This is a genomic window from Bradyrhizobium sp. PUT101, assembly GCF_052043945.1.
GTDB lineage: Bacteria > Pseudomonadota > Alphaproteobacteria > Rhizobiales > Xanthobacteraceae > Bradyrhizobium.
Genome location: NZ_CP197207.1, coordinates 5,525,450 through 5,541,358, shown reverse-complemented (window position 1 = coordinate 5,541,358; position 15,909 = coordinate 5,525,450). Strand labels below are relative to the sequence as shown.

Genomic DNA, 15,909 nt, shown 5'->3' with positions numbered 1-15,909 from the left:
CCGTATGGGCCGACGCCGCCCGGCACGCTCCTTCAGGCTATTGTTTGAGCATGATCTCCGCGCAAGCGCGTTGCGCGTTTGTCGCGAGGGAAAACCGCCGCGCACTTTTCCGGATCGTGCTTGAGCTAGACGCCGAGCGCCTTGCGGTTCGACGTTCGCAGGAAACGCAGCGACAACGTTCGCACGTTCGCGACATTCAGCAGCCAGGCCGCAGCCGCATAAGCGAGGCCACCGGCGAGACTGACGATGGCGAGCGACACGAAGCCGGTGCCGCCCGCCTGCGATCGCGCAATCAGGATCGCGGCCGCCATCGCGGCTGCGGAAACGGCAACGCCGGCGAGGCGATTGAACTCGAACGGGACCGGGTAGGCCCGACGCATCAGGACGGCGGCAACGACGAAGCCGATCGCCTCGGTCGCCAGCGTCGCCAGCGCCGCGCCGTAGAGGCCGTAGCCGGCGATCAGCACGAACATCAGGGCCACGCTGATCACCAGCGTGAGAAAGGATTGCGCCGCCAGCATGAAGGGCCGTTCGGCGAGCTGGAAGCTGATCTGCACGTAGAACTGATTGGCAATACCGAAGAAGCGGGCGAGCACCAGCGTGGGCAGCAGCGCCGAGACGCCGGCGCGGAAGTCGATGCCGACGAGCGTGCCGGCGACCTGGTCCGCGGCGAGCGCGAGCCAGACGGCAACGGGTGCAACGACGACGAGGAGGAGCTCGAGGCTTTCGGTCAGCCGCTCCCGCGTCGTCACGCCGTTGTTCTCGGCCAACGACCGGAACACCAGCGGCACGGTCGCCGCGGCAACGCTGGATGCGATCATGACCATGAACTGGCGTGGCAGATCGGCGGCAACGCCGAAGATGCCGGCAGCGTCCCTGCCGAGCAAATAGGCGACAATGAGCCGGTCGCAGGCCGAATAGACGGCGACGGACAATCCTGCCAGCGTCAGCGGCAGGCCGTAGCGCGCCAGCTGCATGAACTGGCTGCGCTGGAACCGCGCGATCCTGGTGCGGTCGCCGACGAGGTTCAGGACGATGCCCGCGAGCGACCCCAGGCCAAACGCGGCGAGCAGCCCCAATCCACCCCAGCCGAGCCAGATGCCGAGCAGACCGAAGCCGACGCTGGAGACGCTGCGCACGATCGAGATCGCCGCGAAGCGGTAGGGGCGCAATTTGGCGCGCTCGAACTCCTGGCCGACATCGACCGCGTTCGCCATGATCGCGACGAACATGCTGGCGAGCAGCAGCTCGACACTGACGTCGCTGCGGAACAGGAAGACCAGCGGGGTGGTGGCGCAGAGCACCGCGGCCGTGAGGGCGAAGGCGACCATCGCCGTGCCGCGGAAATCGACCTCCGCCGACATCGCCTGATAGCGGGACACCGACAGCTTGATCCAGGCGAAGAAGATCGCGCCCAGAATGCCCGCAAGGCTGATGCCGACGACATAGAGGCCGTACTCAGCCGGGCTCAGGAGCCGCGTATAGGCGGTGACAGCGAAAAAGCCCACCGCCGCGGGCAGGATGTAGGCGACCAGATAGATCGAGAAGTGGCGGTTCAGCATGCGAGCAAGGGACCGTTGGCGGCCATCAGGATTAACGAGACGTTAAGGCAGTTGGACTTTGGTGTGACAATCGGATTGCGCCGCTGGCATCGGCGAAGATAGCCGCACAAGCCTGCAAATCGGACCGCGAATGGGGCGAGCGGGCGGTTATCGCGCGTTAGCGTTAAATTTGCCCTGTCCTTGAAGCGGCCGGCGCGATCACGGAAAAGAAGCAATGATGGCGAAACGTCGCTCGATTCCTCCGATGCGCTGATGTGACCGACATGGACGTTGCCGAACCAACCCGGGTGAAACCGGCCTCGCTGCCGCGTCGCGGCACCAACGTGCCTGCGGTTCCTTCGGATTTCGGCGCAGGAGGCCGCGACAGGATGGTCCTCAACCTCTTTTTCGAAGAACGGGACGACCGCTGGTTTCCCGGCGACCGTCGTCTCCGGCCGCTGCTGCGACGCTTGCTGCTGGGCAAGTCCTTCATCAGCGGACAGCGGCGCGTCCTGCTCAATCTGTGCGCAGGCCTCGATCGGCTCGGCATCCGCTATCGCGTCAACGACTATCGCCACATCCGGAAGCACCCCGAGGAACTGGCCTGCATCATCGGCCGGCCGTTCGTGCTCGACTGGTTCAAGTGGAAGAACCCGCTCTTGCTCGGCGTCGCCATGTATGACCACCCGATCGATGCGCCGGAGAGTCTGAAGGATCTCGATGTGAGGCGCGTGCTGGTGCCGTGCGCCTGGTATGCCGACATGTTCCGTCCGCACTGGCCCCACGTCGGCGCCTGGCCCGTCGGCATCGAGACCGATCTGTGGACACCCGCGCCGGCGGATCAGAAGAGCGTCGACGTGCTGCTCTACGACAAGGTCCGCTGGGATCAAGGACGGTACGAGCGAGAGCTGATCGAGCCGATCCGCAGGCATCTCGAGGCAAGCGGCCGTACCGTCGAGGTGATCCGCTACGGGCACTACAAGGAAGACGACTACAAGGCCGCGCTGGCGCGTTGCCGCAGCATGGTCTTCCTCTGCGAGCACGAAAGCCAGGGCATCGCCTGCCAGCAGGCGCTGTCGAGCGGCGTTCCTGTCTTTGCCTGGGACCGTGGCGGACCGTGGCAGGATCCGAAATATTTTCCGGACAAGGTGAGGTTCGAAGGCGACGTGTCCTCGGTGCCCTATTTCGACGGGCGCTGTGGCATGACCTTCACCGATGCGAGCGGATTCACCGCAGGCTGGGACGGCTTCTGGTCGCACGTCGGCGCGGGGGACTTCGCGCCGCGCGACTATGTGCTGGATCACCTGACGCTCGAGAAGGGCGCGCTTCACTATTACGAGATCGCCGAAGCGGCGATGCAGCGTCACGCGTGACCAGGATCGACCGACGCGAATTTCTCCTCGGCAGCGCCGCGGCCCTCGCGGCGGGCGCATCCGCGTCCGCAGTGCCGGCGTCGAAACGCGCCCAGCGCCGTCCCGGCTTTGGCGCTGCGGCGACGCTCTGGGACCTGCAAGCCGATCCCAGGCTCGGCGAGGCCATCAGTACCTATTGCACCCAGGTGGTGCCGGTGCTCGAGCTGAAATGGCCGATGCTGCGGCCGGACGCGCATACGTTTGCCTTCGAACGCGCCGACGCGATCCTGGATTTCGCGCGAGACAACGATCTGACGATGCGCGGCCACGCGCTCGCCTGGTATCACGACATTCCGGACTGGACCAAGCAGATCAAGACCACCAAGGGCGTCGAGCGCGCGTATCTCGACCACATCGGCACTGTGGTCTCCTACTACAAGGACAAGCTGACGTCGTGGGATGTCGTCAACGAGCCGATCCCGGACAATCCCCGCAGTCCGAAGGACCGGCGCGACACGTTCTGGACACAGCATCTGGGTCAAGGCTGGATACCGTTGGCGTTCCGCACGGCGGCTGCGGCCGACCCCTTGGTCCAGCTCGCGATCAACGAATATGACATCGAGTCGGCAAAAGACTCGTTCATCGCCAAGCGGGCAGCCTATCGCAACCTCATCATGGACCTGCTCGACCAGGGCGTTCCGCTACATGCCGTGGGGCTGCAATCGCATCTGCACGCCGAACTCGAGATCGACACGCACGGGCTCGCCGCGTTCGTGGCCGAGCTGCGTTCCTGGGGACTCGAGGTGCTGGTCACCGAGCTCGACGTCGACGACCAGAAGCTGGCGGGCAATCCGGCAGAGCGCGACGCGATCGTCGCCAAGCGCGTCGACGATCTCCTCACCGCGATCTCGACCAGCGGCCCCGTGCGCTCGATCCTGACCTGGGGTATCTCGGACCGTTACAGCTGGATCAACGGTACCTTCTCCCGCAAGGACAAGCAGCCGAACCGTCCGCTGCCGCTCGACGGCGAGTTCAAGCCGAAGCCGTTCATGGATGTCATCAGCAAGTTTACGAAGGACGCCTGAGGCGCTGGTCCTCAGCGTGTCTTCGGCGTCTCGAACGCGGGCGCATCTCCGATGTGATCGGGAACAAGGCTCGGACTGCGACGGTCGCGCGAGGAGAGGCGGAACACGTCACGAATGTCGTCGACCGAGGTCGACGAATAGGACTGGATGCAGAGCGCGACCTGCTCGGGCGAAGCGGCGCGCATCATGGCTTCGATGGCCGGACGGTCGAGGGGCGTGTCGTCCCAGTGCGAGACCGCGATGCTGTCTTCAGTGACCCGATGTCTCGCCAGATGTTCCGGCGAATTCGCGACGAAGTTCCCGTAAAGCAGATATTCGGAGAACTTCTTCTTCCGGCACAGCGCCAGAGCCCAGCTCAAGCCCGTCGCCGACTTGATGGCGTCGGTCATCGCGCGCGCGGTGTCCTTGTCCCAGACCAGCGCGTTGCCGACATAATCGTCCGCCGGGAACGAGCGCTCCTTGATACCCAGAAGCTGATCGACGGTGCGGAGCCATAGACCATGCAACGGGTGGTCGGCGCCGATCGCCTTGCGCGTGACGAAGAGCGGCGCCTTCTCGTCGCCGGCATATCGGCTGACGTCGAATTCGCGGAAGAACAGATTGTCCGAATCCAGGATGCAGACGCGCTGCTCGGGCGCATTGAGGACCCCTGCGATCTTCAGGATCTGCTGGATGTGCCAGCCATGCACGGGCGACGACAGCAGCGAGAGCCAGACACGCCGGCTGCTGATGAACTGGAGCGCCGGCGGCACCGCGAACAGCCATCCTGGCAGGTAGCGCGAGGCCGGAACGATGACCCGCCTGTCGGAGGCGAACCGCGCGAACAGAGGCACGTCCTCATCGTTAACGAGAACATAATGCCGCGTGTATCCCGAGAGCCAGGTGTCGATGCTCTCGCTGAGCAGCGAAAAGCGTTCGATATCCTTGGCGTAGCTGGCAGTCAGCAGTGCAACGGAATGCATGGAGCGCGCTCGAATGGCCATCAGCCCGCACTCATAGCGGCAATGGGAGGCGATGGAAACTTGCATTCGCAATCAAGGTAAAATGAAACGAAGCATTAACCATCCGATGGCAGGCCCTGCTCCAGCCTACGAAAGCGCAGCGGCGCCAGTGCGGAGGCGCGCTGCCACCAGTCGGCGACGCGGTCGTCGAGGGCGGTCGTGCCGCGGCCCTGGCCGGGGAAGATCCGGATCTGCTGGATCGCCTCAGCTTCAAACCTCCTGCCCTTGCGCGTGATCTTGAGGGCGGCGCCTTCGCGATCCCGCTGGGTCAGCGGCACCAGGAGGCGGCCGCGCGGACGGAGCGACTGAAGCCAGAGCGAGTGCGGCTGCGGGAAGCCGGCATGGACGATGATGACGTCGGCGGGCCCGCCGACGTCCTTGCATCCGTCGCCGTTGACGACCGTGACGTTGCGATATCGGCGCAAGTAGTTCGCCGCCCGGGCCGCGAGCCGCTCGTCGCATTCGACCGCATGTACGCTGCCCTTTGGGCCGACCATCATCGACAGCACCGCCGAGAAATACCCAAGACCGCAGCCGATCTGCACGACGCGCTCCTTCTCCCTGACGTCGAGCACGTCGATGAGATGCGCCCACAGGCTCGGCAAGCCGGTGTCGAGCTTGCGGCGAGCGTCGATCGCGATCAGCACATTGTCGTAGAGATGCACGGGATCCGCGTCGGGCGTCAGCCGGTAGCTGCGCGCCGCCTCGCTCTTGATGCGCCAGGGGCCCCTCGGCAGGAAATCCTCGCGCGGAACGGTGGCGAGCGCCTCGAGCAGGCGGGGCGAGGAAATCCGCTCGCGCCTGGCAATCCTCTCCGCGTAGCGCGCACGCACGGCGGCAAGATCGCTCATGTCACAGATCGGCCTGTTCGCGCACAGGCGCGTCCGTCCCCAGCTCGTTGACGAGTTGCATCGCCTGCTTCAGGTCCGGCGTGCAGAAACCCTCGCTGAACTTGGCCAAGACCGGCACGAGCAGAAGACTTGCGTGCTCGCGCCTGCCGGCTTCAAGCGACAGGCGCGCGAGGCTGACGGCGGTGCGAAGCTCCCAGGACAGCGCACCCTGCTTGCGCGCGGTCGCCAGCGACAGGGAGAACAGGTCCTCGGCCTCCTGTACCGAGGCCGGGTCGCCATCCGACAGGGTGATCTCGCCTTGAAGGCGATAGACCTCGGCGAGGTAGGAATGATCGCCGGTCCGCCGTGCGGTTGCGAGCGCGCCGTCCAGCGCGCGCAGGGCGGCATCGCGCATCCCGCTCCTGGCGTAGGCTTCCGCGAGCAGGCAGCGGAACCAGCAGCCGGCGAGCCAGGAATCCATCGCCTCGTATTCGTCGAGACCGAAGCGCATCTGGCCGAGGCCTTCGTCGGCCTCGCCGAGCTGCGTCAGCGCCCAGCCGCGCAGGATCGTCGCCTGCTGCTTCCAGTGCAGGAAATTGTGCTCGGTGGCGATGATCATGGCGCGGTTGGCGTGGTCGCGCGTACCCTCGACGTCGCGCAGATGCTGGCAGAGATAGGCGCCGAACACGAGCGCAAAGGCGAGCGTGAAAGGATGGCGGATCTTCTCGGCATTGGCGATCGCCTGCTCGCTGTGCTGGCGCGCCGCGTCGGGCCGGCCGAGAAACCAGAGCAGATAACCGAGATAGGACAGCGAGACGACACCGGGATCGGTGCCGTGCCGCACCATCAGGTCGGAGTGCAAATCGGGGCTGTAGAGATTGATGCAGCGGTGCAGATGATGCTGCGAGGCGGCAAAGCGGCCGCGATAGAGCATGGTCATCGCGATCGAACGGTGCGCCTCGATCAAATACCCGGTCTGCTGCGCCGGCTGCGAGCGCTCGTTCAGCCGCTGCCGCTTGGCGAATTTCAACAGCTCGACGCTGAGATCGTGCGCGCGGGTGAGATCGGCGCGGATGAAGTGGCACACCCAGAGTCCGCGAGTGGCTGCGAAGACCTTTTCGTCGTCATCGAGCTGATGGCCGAGTTCCAGTGCGCGGATGTAGTTTTCCTCGACTTCCTGCACCGCATAGCCCTTGGCGGCAATCAGCGCGTTGCCCAGCGCGATGCGCAGATCGAGCTCCATCTCGTCGGCACCCTGTATGCGCGCGCTGGCGTGCACGACGCTGAGGCCGCGGCGCAGATGTCCGATCGCCTCCAGATTGGCGCCGCTCCTCGCCGCCTGCTTGCCGGCCTTAAGCCAGAAGCTGGCGGCGCCCTCGCTTTGGCCGGATTCGGTCAGGTGATGGGCGAGCAGCTCCGGCTCGCGCTCGGTCTTCTCCGGATACATTTCGGAAAGCACCTGGGCGATCCGGGAATGCAGCTTGCGCCGCTCGCTGTGCAACAGGCTCGCATGCGCGGCGTTCTGGATCATCACGTGCTTGAAGGAGTAGAGCGCGTCCGGCGGGTCGCCGCGGCGCATGATCAGCCCCGCCCCCTCCAGATGATTGAGTGCCGCCACGATCTGCTCGGCAGGCGTATTGGCGACGGCGTGCAGCGTCTCGTAGGAGAACTCGCGGCCGATCGTGGCGCCGATCTGCGCGATCCGCTTGAACGGCCCCATCCGATCGAGCCGCGCCATCAGCGAGTCGGTCAGGGTTGCCGGGATTGCGAGCTGCCGCCACGGCCCGGACAGCACATAGCGCCCGTGCCGCTCGGTCAGGAGGTCGGATTCAAGAACCGTCTTGGTCAGTTCTTCCAAAAACAGCGGCACGCCGTCGGTCTTGACGATGATCTCCTCGACGACCTCCTTGGGCAGCTCGCGTCCCGCAACGCGCTCGACCAGCGTCGTGCGCAATTGCCGGCTCAGGCGGCTCAGGACCAGGGTGGTGATGTGCGAATGCGCGTTCCAGCTCGGCTGGAATTCGGAGCGCGCGGTGATGATGACCAGGATCGGCCGGTTCTGCACCCGGTCGACCAAGAGGTCGATCACCTCGCGGGACGTCGGGTCGATCCAGTGCAGGTCCTCGAACGCGATCACCAGCGGCATCTCGCGCGCGAGGCCGAGGAAATGGTTGACCAGCGCCACAACGGTCGCATCCTTCTGCTGCTGCGGCGAGAGTTGGAGCGGCGGATAGCGGTCTCCGGTCGGTATCGACAGCAGCGCGGCAAACAGCGGCGTGACCTGCTCGATGTCGCCATGAGCGGCGGCGATCGCGGTCTCGAGGCCCGCCAGCGACAGCGCGGACGGATCCTCGCGATCGAGGCCGAGCGAGAATTTGAGCTGATCGACGAACGGGTGGAACGCCGTGGAGGTGTAGTAAGGCGAGCACTGGAGCGAGACTTGTCCGTGGCGGTCGCCCGATATCCGCTCGAAGATTTCCTGGATGATGCGCGACTTGCCGATGCCCGGCTCGCCGAACTTGACCACGACCTGGCCGTCGCCGTCCTTGGCCTGCTGCCAGCGCCCCATCAACAGCGAGATCTCCTCCTCGCGGTTGACGAGCGGCGTCAACCGCGAGCCCATGGCGGCGGCGAAGCGGGTCTCCATCCGCGAGGCGCGCACCACGTGCCAGGCCTGTGCTTTCTCGGAGATCCCCTTCAAGTCATGGACGCCGAGATTGCGGTAATCGAACTTCCCCTTCAGCAGCGACTGCGTCGAAGCGGAGATCACCACACCGTTGGGCGGCGCCAGGGCTTGCAGGCGCGCAGCGAGATTGACGGTCTCTCCGACCGCGGAGTCGCGTTCTTCGGTGCCCTGTCCGACGAGGTCGCCGACCACGACGAGACCAGTCGCGATTCCGATGCGGACGGCGGGCGAATGGCTGAGCGCACCGCGCGGCTCGACCGCGTGCGCCGTCGACAGCACGCGCACGATCTCGAGCCCGGCGCGCACCGCGCGCTCAGCATCGTCCTCATGTGCGGCCGGATAGCCGAAATAGACCAGGATACCGTCGCCGACGAAACGGGCGGCAAAGCCCTCGTAATGCTTGACCACGCGGACGCAGGTTTCGCGGAAGCCCGCAATCATGTCGCGGACGTCTTCGGGATCGAACTGCGCGGAAAGCGAGGTGGAATCCACCATGTCGCAGAACATCGTGGTGAGCTGGCGCCGTTCGGCTCCGACGTCCGCCCGTGCTTGCGGACGCACAGCCTCGGTTGGCACCTCCGCCGTTTCAGCTTGAAACAGCGCCGCCATCGCACGCTGGAGCCGCTTGCGATCGCCGAGCGGCAATCCGAGCTCGCCCAGATCGGATTCGGTCAGGTCCCCGATGACGTCGAGATCGAGACGGTGCTGCGCGAAGAGATCGGTGTAGTGACCGAGGCCGATACCTTCGAGCCAGCGCTTCAGCTCGCCTTCCGTTCCCGTGTCCGGCTCATTCTCCAGCATGGTGATTCTGCCCGACCATCACTCCGTCGAAGGGCTCCGGGGCCCCTCAACCACAGATTTCGGGGCTCAAACTTCACCTCAGACTGGACGCGTTCCCCAACTTCTTGGAAGAATAGCTCAATCGGATCAAAAGGGAATGGCGTTGTCGGACATTGCATCCGGAGCAAACGAAGAATCAGCCGGTAGCACGGCCGAAACGAAGATATTCGCCCATATCAGCGGCCTTCTCGAATTCTACGCGCGCAGGACACCGGCGGCGCCCGCACTCCTCGCCCCTGGCCGGCCGGTTCTCAACTACCGCGCCCTTGGCAACCGGACGCAGGATCTGATCCGTACGCTGCGCGGGCTCGGCATCGCGCCTGCGGACCGCATTGCAGTTGCACTGCCGCGCGGCGCCGACAGCGCGTTGGCGTTGATCGCGGTCGCGTCAGCCGCCGTTTGCATCCCCGTCAGCCCGGATCTGACGGCGGACGAGCTGCAACGCTATTTCAGCGAATTGAAGTTGGCGGCGCTCGTGACCCGGGCCGACATGAACTCGGCGAGCCGCGACGTCGCCAGGGCGCTCAATATCGCGGTGATCGATTTCGTGCCGGGGCCGAAAGACGATCTCGGCGGCTGCGCGTTCATCGGCCCGTCGGTCGGGCCGGCGAGCACGAGCGGCCCCTCGCGCGGGGACGACGATGCGTTCATCCTGTTGACGTCAGGCACGGCGGCGCGGCCGAAGATGGTGCCGCTGACGCATCGCAATGTCTGCCTGTCCGCCTACAATGCCGGCCGTGTGCTGTCTCTCGCTTCGCGCGATCGCCTGCTCAACGTCCTCCCGCTGTTTCATGCCCATGGCTTGATCTCCGGCCTTCTCACGGCGCTGGCCGCGGGCTCCAGCGTGATCTGCACCGACGGCTTCGACGCATCGTCCTTCTTCGGCTGGATGCGGGAGCTGCAGCCGACCTGGTACACGGCGGTGCCGACCATTCACCGCGCATTGCTGACGGCAGCGGAAGCGAACCCGGACCGCGCCCGGTCGTCGTCGCTGCGTGTGATCCGCTCGGCCTCGGCCTCGCTCGCGCCTGCGATTCTTCGAGGGCTGGAGGCGACGTTCGGCGTTCCCGTGCTCGAGACCTACGGGATGACGGAAGCGGCCTCGCAGATCGCGGCCAATCCGTTCGAGCTGCGGAAGGTCGGATCGGTCGGCCGCGCCGCCGGTCCGGAGATCGCGATCATGGACGAGACGGGCCGCAGGCTTGCGAGCGGCGCGCGCGGCGAGATCATGCTGCGCGGACCCAACATGAGCCGCGGCTATTACAATGACGAGGCGGCGACGCAGGCTGCGTTCCACCATGGCTGGTTCCGGACCGGCGACCTCGGCTATCTCGATGCCGACGGCTATCTCTTCATCGTGGGCCGCATCAAGGATGTCATCAACCGCGGCGGTCAGAAGATATCGCCGCTGGAGGTTGAAGAAGTTCTGCTCGGCCATCCGGCGGTGCTGGAGGCCGGCGTGTTCGCCGTCCCGCACCCGAAGCTCGGCGAGAACGTCGCCGCCGTCGTGGTGCTGCGGCCGAATTCCGAGGCCACCTCCGACCAGCTACGCCAGTTCGCACGAAAGCGGCTTGCAGCCTACAAGGTACCGAGCCTGATCCGCAGCGTCGCGGCGCTGCCGAAAGGCGCCAGCGGCAAGGTTCAACGCAATGTGCTGGCCGGACTCATTGCAGCAGTTGACGGCAGGGACGAGACCCGGCTGCCGCGCAATGCGATGGAGACCCAGCTCGCCGAAATCTGGGCCGGCCTGTTGGAGTTGCCGCAGGTCGGCGTCGACCAGGACGTCTTCGCGCTCGGTGCGGACTCGCTCGCAGTGACGCAGATGCGCTCGCGCCTGCGCGAACGCTTCAATGTCGACTTCTCGTTCGAGGACATCTTCGATTGCACCACGGTCGCAGCACTCGCGGTGCGGATCGATACCGCCGCAAGCCGGCGCGAGACGGCGCTGCCGGCCTGGCACCATGCTGCGGGCGCAGATGCACCGCTGTCGTTCCAGCAGCAGCGGATGTACGTGCTCTCGCGGCTCGACCCAACCCGCTACAATTACAATGTCGTCGAAGTGGCGCTCCTCAACGGACCGGTCGACGTCGCCGCGCTTTCTGCGAGCCTCACTGCGATCTGCGCGCGCCATGAGGCGCTGCGCACGGTCTTCATCGAACGTCTGGGCGAGCCGGTGCAGCTTGTGCTGTCATCGCCGCCGCAGTTCGAGCGCATCGAGCTCAAGCCCTGCCCTCCGGACAAGCGGCTCGCGGCTGTCCGGCGCGAGGCGCTCAAGCTCGCGCAACATCCGTTCGACCTGGCCCACGAGCCGCCGCTGAAGGTCGCACTGCTGTCGTTCGACGAGCACAGCCATGCGCTGGTGGTCAACGTCCATCACCTCGTCACCGACGGCTGGTCGCAGCGGCTGTTCTGGGAGGATCTCGCCGTCCATTACGCCGCGGCGCGCATGAAGCGCCCGGTCACGCTGCCTCCGCCTGCCTTCCGGTATCGCGACTTCGCGCTCTGGCAGCAGAGCTGGGCGCAGACGCCGGCGGCGAAGGAGCAGCTCGATTATTGGAGGGCCCAGCTCAACGGCGTCACCACGTTGCCGCTGCGAACCGACAGGCCCAGGCCGGAGGCCTGGAGCGGTCACGGCGCGCGCCACTATCTCGAATTTTCCAAAACGCTGTCGGGCGACCTGCGCGCACTGAGCCAGAACCAGGGCGTCACACCGTTCATGACGCTGCTGGCGGCCTTCCAGTGCCTGTTGTTCCGCCACACCTCGCATGAGGACGTCGCGACGGGATCGCTGATCGCCAACCGCAACCAGATCGAGAGCGAACGCCTGATCGGGCTGTTCGCCAACACCCTGATCCTGCGCAACGATTTTAGCGGCGATCCGAGCTTCGGCGAGATGTTGCGGCGGGTGCGGCAGGTCACGTTGGACGCCTACCGCAACCAGGACCTCCCGATCGAGGAGGTGTTGCGCACGCTCCAGATCGCGCGCCGCAGCGACGGCAATCCGCTGTTCCGGATCATGTTCATCCTCCAGAACGCCTCGATCGAGGCGGCACGTTTTCCCGGCCTGTCGGCACGGCGGCTGGAAATCGATCCGAAAGTGGCGCGCTTCGACATCACGCTCGAACTGGTCGAGGCCGATGGCCGTTTCAGCGGGTTCTTCGAATACGCCACCGATCTGTTCGACGCCGCGACGATCGCAGGCATGGCCGCCCAGTTCAGGACGCTGCTCAAGGCCGTCATCGCCAATCCGGAACAGCGCATCTCGCGCCTGCCGCTCCTGACCGAGGCCGAACGCCGTCTGCTGCTGGCGAAAGGCCGGGGCGTGCCGGCCAATTTCACGACGCGCGGCAATTTGTGCGAACGCTTCGAGCGCCAGGCGAGGAAGACGCCAAACGCTGTTGCGGTGTCGGACGGCCGTACGTCTCTGAGCTATCGCGAGCTGGCGCACCGCAGCCTGGCGGCTGCGCGCTGGCTGGCCCGTGAGGGAGTCGGCGGCGAGAGCGTCGTCGCCTTGCTCGCGGAGCGCGGGCCCGACCTGCTCGCCGCGATGATCGCAGTGCAGCGCGTCGGCGCGGCCTTTCTCAATCTCGATCCCGACCAGCCGACGGCCCGGCTCACCACTATCCTCGGATCGAGCTGTGCCCGCGTGCTGCTGACCGGACGGGCTCAGTCCGCCATGGTCGAGGCACTGCTCGAGCCGCTGGTCGAGCGCATCCAGGTGGCCGAGCTCGAAGACGCGATCGCGTCAGGGACGACCAAGCCCGCACGCGCCGCAGCGCGGGCCGCCTCCAGCCTCGCCTATCTCGTCTATACGTCCGGCTCCTCCGGCGCGCCGAAGGGCGTCATGATCGAGCAGCGCGGCCTGTCGAACCACCTCGCCTCGCTCATCTCCGAGCTCGAACTCTCCGCCAGGGACGTGATCGCGCAGACCGCGCCGCAGAGCTTCGTCATCTCGGTCTGGCAATTCCTCGCCGGGCCGATGGTCGGCGCGCGCGTGCATGTCTGCGCCACCGCGATCGTGCGGGACCCGATCCTGCTGGCGCGGGAGATCGAGCGTGAGGGCATCACGGTGCTCGAGATCGTGCCTTCGCTGCTGCGTGTCATTCTCGATCGCATGGACGAGACGCCGGTGCTGCGCGCCTTCTCCAGGTTGCGTCTCCTGATCTCGACCGGAGAACCGTTGCCCGTCGAGCTCTGCCGCGCCTGGTTCGCCCGCTGTCCAGGAGTGCCGTTGATCAACGCCTATGGCGCGTCGGAATGCTCCGACGACGTCTCCCTGCATCGCCTGACCAAGGTCCCGGCGACCGCGACGGGCAACGTTCCGGTCGGCGCGCCGCTGCCGAACACCCAGCTCTACGTGCTCGACGCAAACCTCCAGCCGCAGCCGATCGGCGTGACCGGCGAGCTCTGCATCGGCGGTGCCGGCGTAGGCCGCGGCTATGTCAACGATCCCGCGCAAAGCCGGCAGCGCTTCATCCCCGATCCGTTCTCGCGCCAGCAAGGCGGCCGACTCTACCGGACTGGCGATCTTGCCCGGCGTCGCGCCGACGGGACGATCGAATGCCTCGGCCGTGCCGACCATCAGGTCAAGATCCGTGGCCATCGTATCGAGCTCAAGGAGATCGAGAACGCGCTTGCCGATCATCCAGGCGTGCGCGCCGGCCTCGTCGAGCCGCGCCGCGAGGCGAGCGGCGATATCAGGCTGATCGCCCATATCGTCGCAAAGCCCGGCAGCCGGAGCAGCGCCAGCGAGCTGCGCGAATTCCTGAAAGGAAGGCTGCCGGCCCACGCCATCCCGTCCGCATTCCTGTTCCTGGATCAGGTGCCGCTCAACGCCCATGGCAAGATCGACCGCTCCGCGCTGCTGGCGCCCACCCAGCAGGAAACGTCCGGGCCGGACGCGGCCGTGCCGGCGCGGCGCTTCACCGAAAAGGTGCTCTCCGACATCTGGACCGACCTGCTGAAGGTCGAGAGCCTCGGTGTGACCGACAATTTCTTCGACCTCGGCGGCCATTCGCTGCTGGCCGGCCAGGCGATGGCGCGCGTTGCGCGCGCGCTTGGCGTGTCGCTGCCGATCAAAACCATCTTCGAGGCACCGACGATCGAGGAGCTCGCCCGGCGGGTCGACGAGGCCGTGGCGGCGAAGCCGCACAAGCCTGCCGCAAGCGTGCCGCGATTGGCTGCAAGCGGGCCTCCTGCGCTTTCCATCGCGCAGGAGCAGATGCTGCGGATCGAGCGGAATCTGCCGGAGCTACCGTTGTTCAACCTGCCCTTCGCGTTGCGTCTAGAGGGCCCGCTCGATTCGGCCGCCCTGGCAAAGGCGATCGACGACGTCGTGCGCCGGCACGAATCGCTGCGGACCGCGTTCGCCTGGAACGGCGAGGAGCCCGAAAGCCGCATCGTTGCGCCCCGCGCCCTTGGCCCTGTCATGACCGTCGAGACGATCGGCGACGGTCATCCCCACAACAACAAGCGGCGCAAGGCGCTCGAACTCAGGAAGATCAATCTCCTGACCGAGCAGGAGACCTATACCCCGATCGACACCACGCGCGCGCCGCTGCTGCGCGCCCGGTTATTGCGGCTCCACGACAACGACCACGCGCTTTTGCTGACGCTGCATCACGCCATTGTCGACGGCTGGTCGATCGGCGTGCTGTTCGAGGAATTGTCGAGCCGGTATGCGGCGCTGGCCGGATATCCGTCGGTGCCGTTGCCGAAACCGCCACCGGCGTTTTCGGCTGTCGCACGCTGGCAGCGCTGGTGGTGCGATACCGACGCCGCCCGCCGCCAGGCTGCCGACTGGACGGAGAATTTGCGCGGAGCGCGCCCCGTCTTCGACGGCGGATCGAGCCCGGGCGCACCCACCGGGCACCATCCGGTCAGCCTCGAGCGGGAACTGATCGGTCGGCTCACGGCGTTCGCCGGCCGGCACAATTGCACGCTGTTCATGTGCCTGCTCACCGGTCTGAAGGGCATGCTGCTGGCGCGGACGGGCCGCACCGACATCGCGGTCGCGACCGCCATGGCCAATCGTGCCCAGCCGGACACCGACCGCATCATCGGCCCGTTCGAGAACACGGTGATCGTCCGTACGACAATCACGCCGGAGCTGTCGTTCGCGCAGGCCCTGGTGCGGGTGCGCCAGAGCGTGCTCGACGCGCATGCGCGGCAGGAGCTGCCGTTCAACATCCTGGCCGACCATCTGGAGCAGGAGGGGATCGATCCGGCCTCGCTGCTCCAGGTCTATTTCACGCTGCAGAATCCACTACGCCAGCCGCTCGATCTTCCTGATCTCGCGACAGAATCGATCGGCAACATCGCGCGCGAAGGCCAGCCGGTGCTGCCGATCGACCAGACCTGGCTGTCGCTGATGCTCAAGGAGCGCCCGACCGGCGTCACCGGCTCATGCAACTACAAGAGCGACTTGCTCGAGGACCGAATGGTCGGCGAGTGGATGGAGGATCTCGTCGCACTGCTGACGGCGGCTGTGGCCCAACCCAACACACCGCTCGGCCGGTTGCTCGCCCGCAGGGCAGCCTGAGCGGGTTGCATCGCGAACGACTACGGATTCACG

7 protein-coding genes are annotated in these 15,909 nt (G+C 66.1%); 3 read left to right on the top strand and 4 right to left on the bottom strand.

Annotation, left to right across the window (positions count from 1 at the left end; translation table 11 throughout):
* Nucleotides 1–125: 125 nt before the first annotated feature.
* The gene (locus tag ACSHT2_RS26670) at nt 126–1,562 is read right to left on the bottom strand and encodes a lipopolysaccharide biosynthesis protein (RefSeq protein WP_440637582.1); all 1,437 of its coding nucleotides are present in this window, start codon (nt 1,560–1,562) and stop codon (nt 126–128) included.
* A 263-nt stretch (nt 1,563–1,825) separates the two neighbouring features.
* Between ACSHT2_RS26670 and ACSHT2_RS26665 the strand changes: the two genes are divergently transcribed.
* Entirely contained in the window at nt 1,826–2,914 is a 1,089-nt protein-coding gene (locus ACSHT2_RS26665) for a glycosyltransferase (RefSeq protein WP_440637580.1), read from the top strand.
* The gene (locus tag ACSHT2_RS26660; protein ID WP_440637578.1) at nt 2,911–3,978 is read left to right on the top strand and encodes an endo-1,4-beta-xylanase; all 1,068 of its coding nucleotides are present in this window, start codon (nt 2,911–2,913) and stop codon (nt 3,976–3,978) included. Before ACSHT2_RS26665 ends, ACSHT2_RS26660 begins: the two co-directional genes overlap by 4 nt.
* An 11-nt stretch (nt 3,979–3,989) precedes the next feature.
* On the opposite strand, the gene ACSHT2_RS26655 is transcribed toward ACSHT2_RS26660, so the two are convergent.
* From ACSHT2_RS26655 to ACSHT2_RS26645, 3 genes are all read right to left on the bottom strand, one after another.
* Nucleotides 3,990–4,940 carry a DUF6492 family protein gene (locus ACSHT2_RS26655; RefSeq protein WP_440637576.1) on the bottom strand — a complete coding sequence of 317 codons (951 nt, stop codon included), beginning with the start codon at nt 4,938–4,940 and terminating at the stop codon, nt 3,990–3,992.
* Between the two features lie 95 nt (nt 4,941–5,035).
* A complete protein-coding gene (locus ACSHT2_RS26650; RefSeq protein ID WP_440637574.1) occupies nt 5,036–5,830 on the bottom strand; it encodes a protein-L-isoaspartate O-methyltransferase family protein in 795 nt (264 codons plus the stop codon).
* Nucleotide 5,831: 1 nt separating this feature from the next.
* Complete coding sequence (locus ACSHT2_RS26645; RefSeq protein ID WP_440637572.1) at nt 5,832–9,296, bottom strand: ATP-binding protein; 3,465 nt, start codon at nt 9,294–9,296, stop codon at nt 5,832–5,834.
* 136 nt (nt 9,297–9,432) lie between these two features.
* Between ACSHT2_RS26645 and ACSHT2_RS26640 the strand changes: the two genes are divergently transcribed.
* The gene (locus ACSHT2_RS26640) at nt 9,433–15,876 is read left to right on the top strand and encodes an amino acid adenylation domain-containing protein (protein WP_440637570.1); all 6,444 of its coding nucleotides are present in this window, start codon (nt 9,433–9,435) and stop codon (nt 15,874–15,876) included.
* Nucleotides 15,877–15,909 lie beyond the last annotated feature (33 nt).

Bases quoted from the DNA above. Each gene is read 5' to 3' on its own strand.
- ACSHT2_RS26650 (WP_440637574.1), bottom strand. From the start codon at position 5,830: ATGAGCGATCTTGCCGCCGTGCGTGCGCGCTACGCGGAGAGGATTGCC.
- ACSHT2_RS26665 (WP_440637580.1), top strand. From the start codon at position 1,826: ATGGACGTTGCCGAACCAACCCGGGTGAAACCGGCCTCGCTGCCGCGT.
- ACSHT2_RS26645 (WP_440637572.1), bottom strand. From the start codon at position 9,296: ATGCTGGAGAATGAGCCGGACACGGGAACGGAAGGCGAGCTGAAGCGC.
- ACSHT2_RS26670 (WP_440637582.1), bottom strand. From the start codon at position 1,562: ATGCTGAACCGCCACTTCTCGATCTATCTGGTCGCCTACATCCTGCCC.
- ACSHT2_RS26640 (WP_440637570.1), top strand. From the start codon at position 9,433: ATGGCGTTGTCGGACATTGCATCCGGAGCAAACGAAGAATCAGCCGGT.
- ACSHT2_RS26655 (WP_440637576.1), bottom strand. From the start codon at position 4,940: ATGCATTCCGTTGCACTGCTGACTGCCAGCTACGCCAAGGATATCGAA.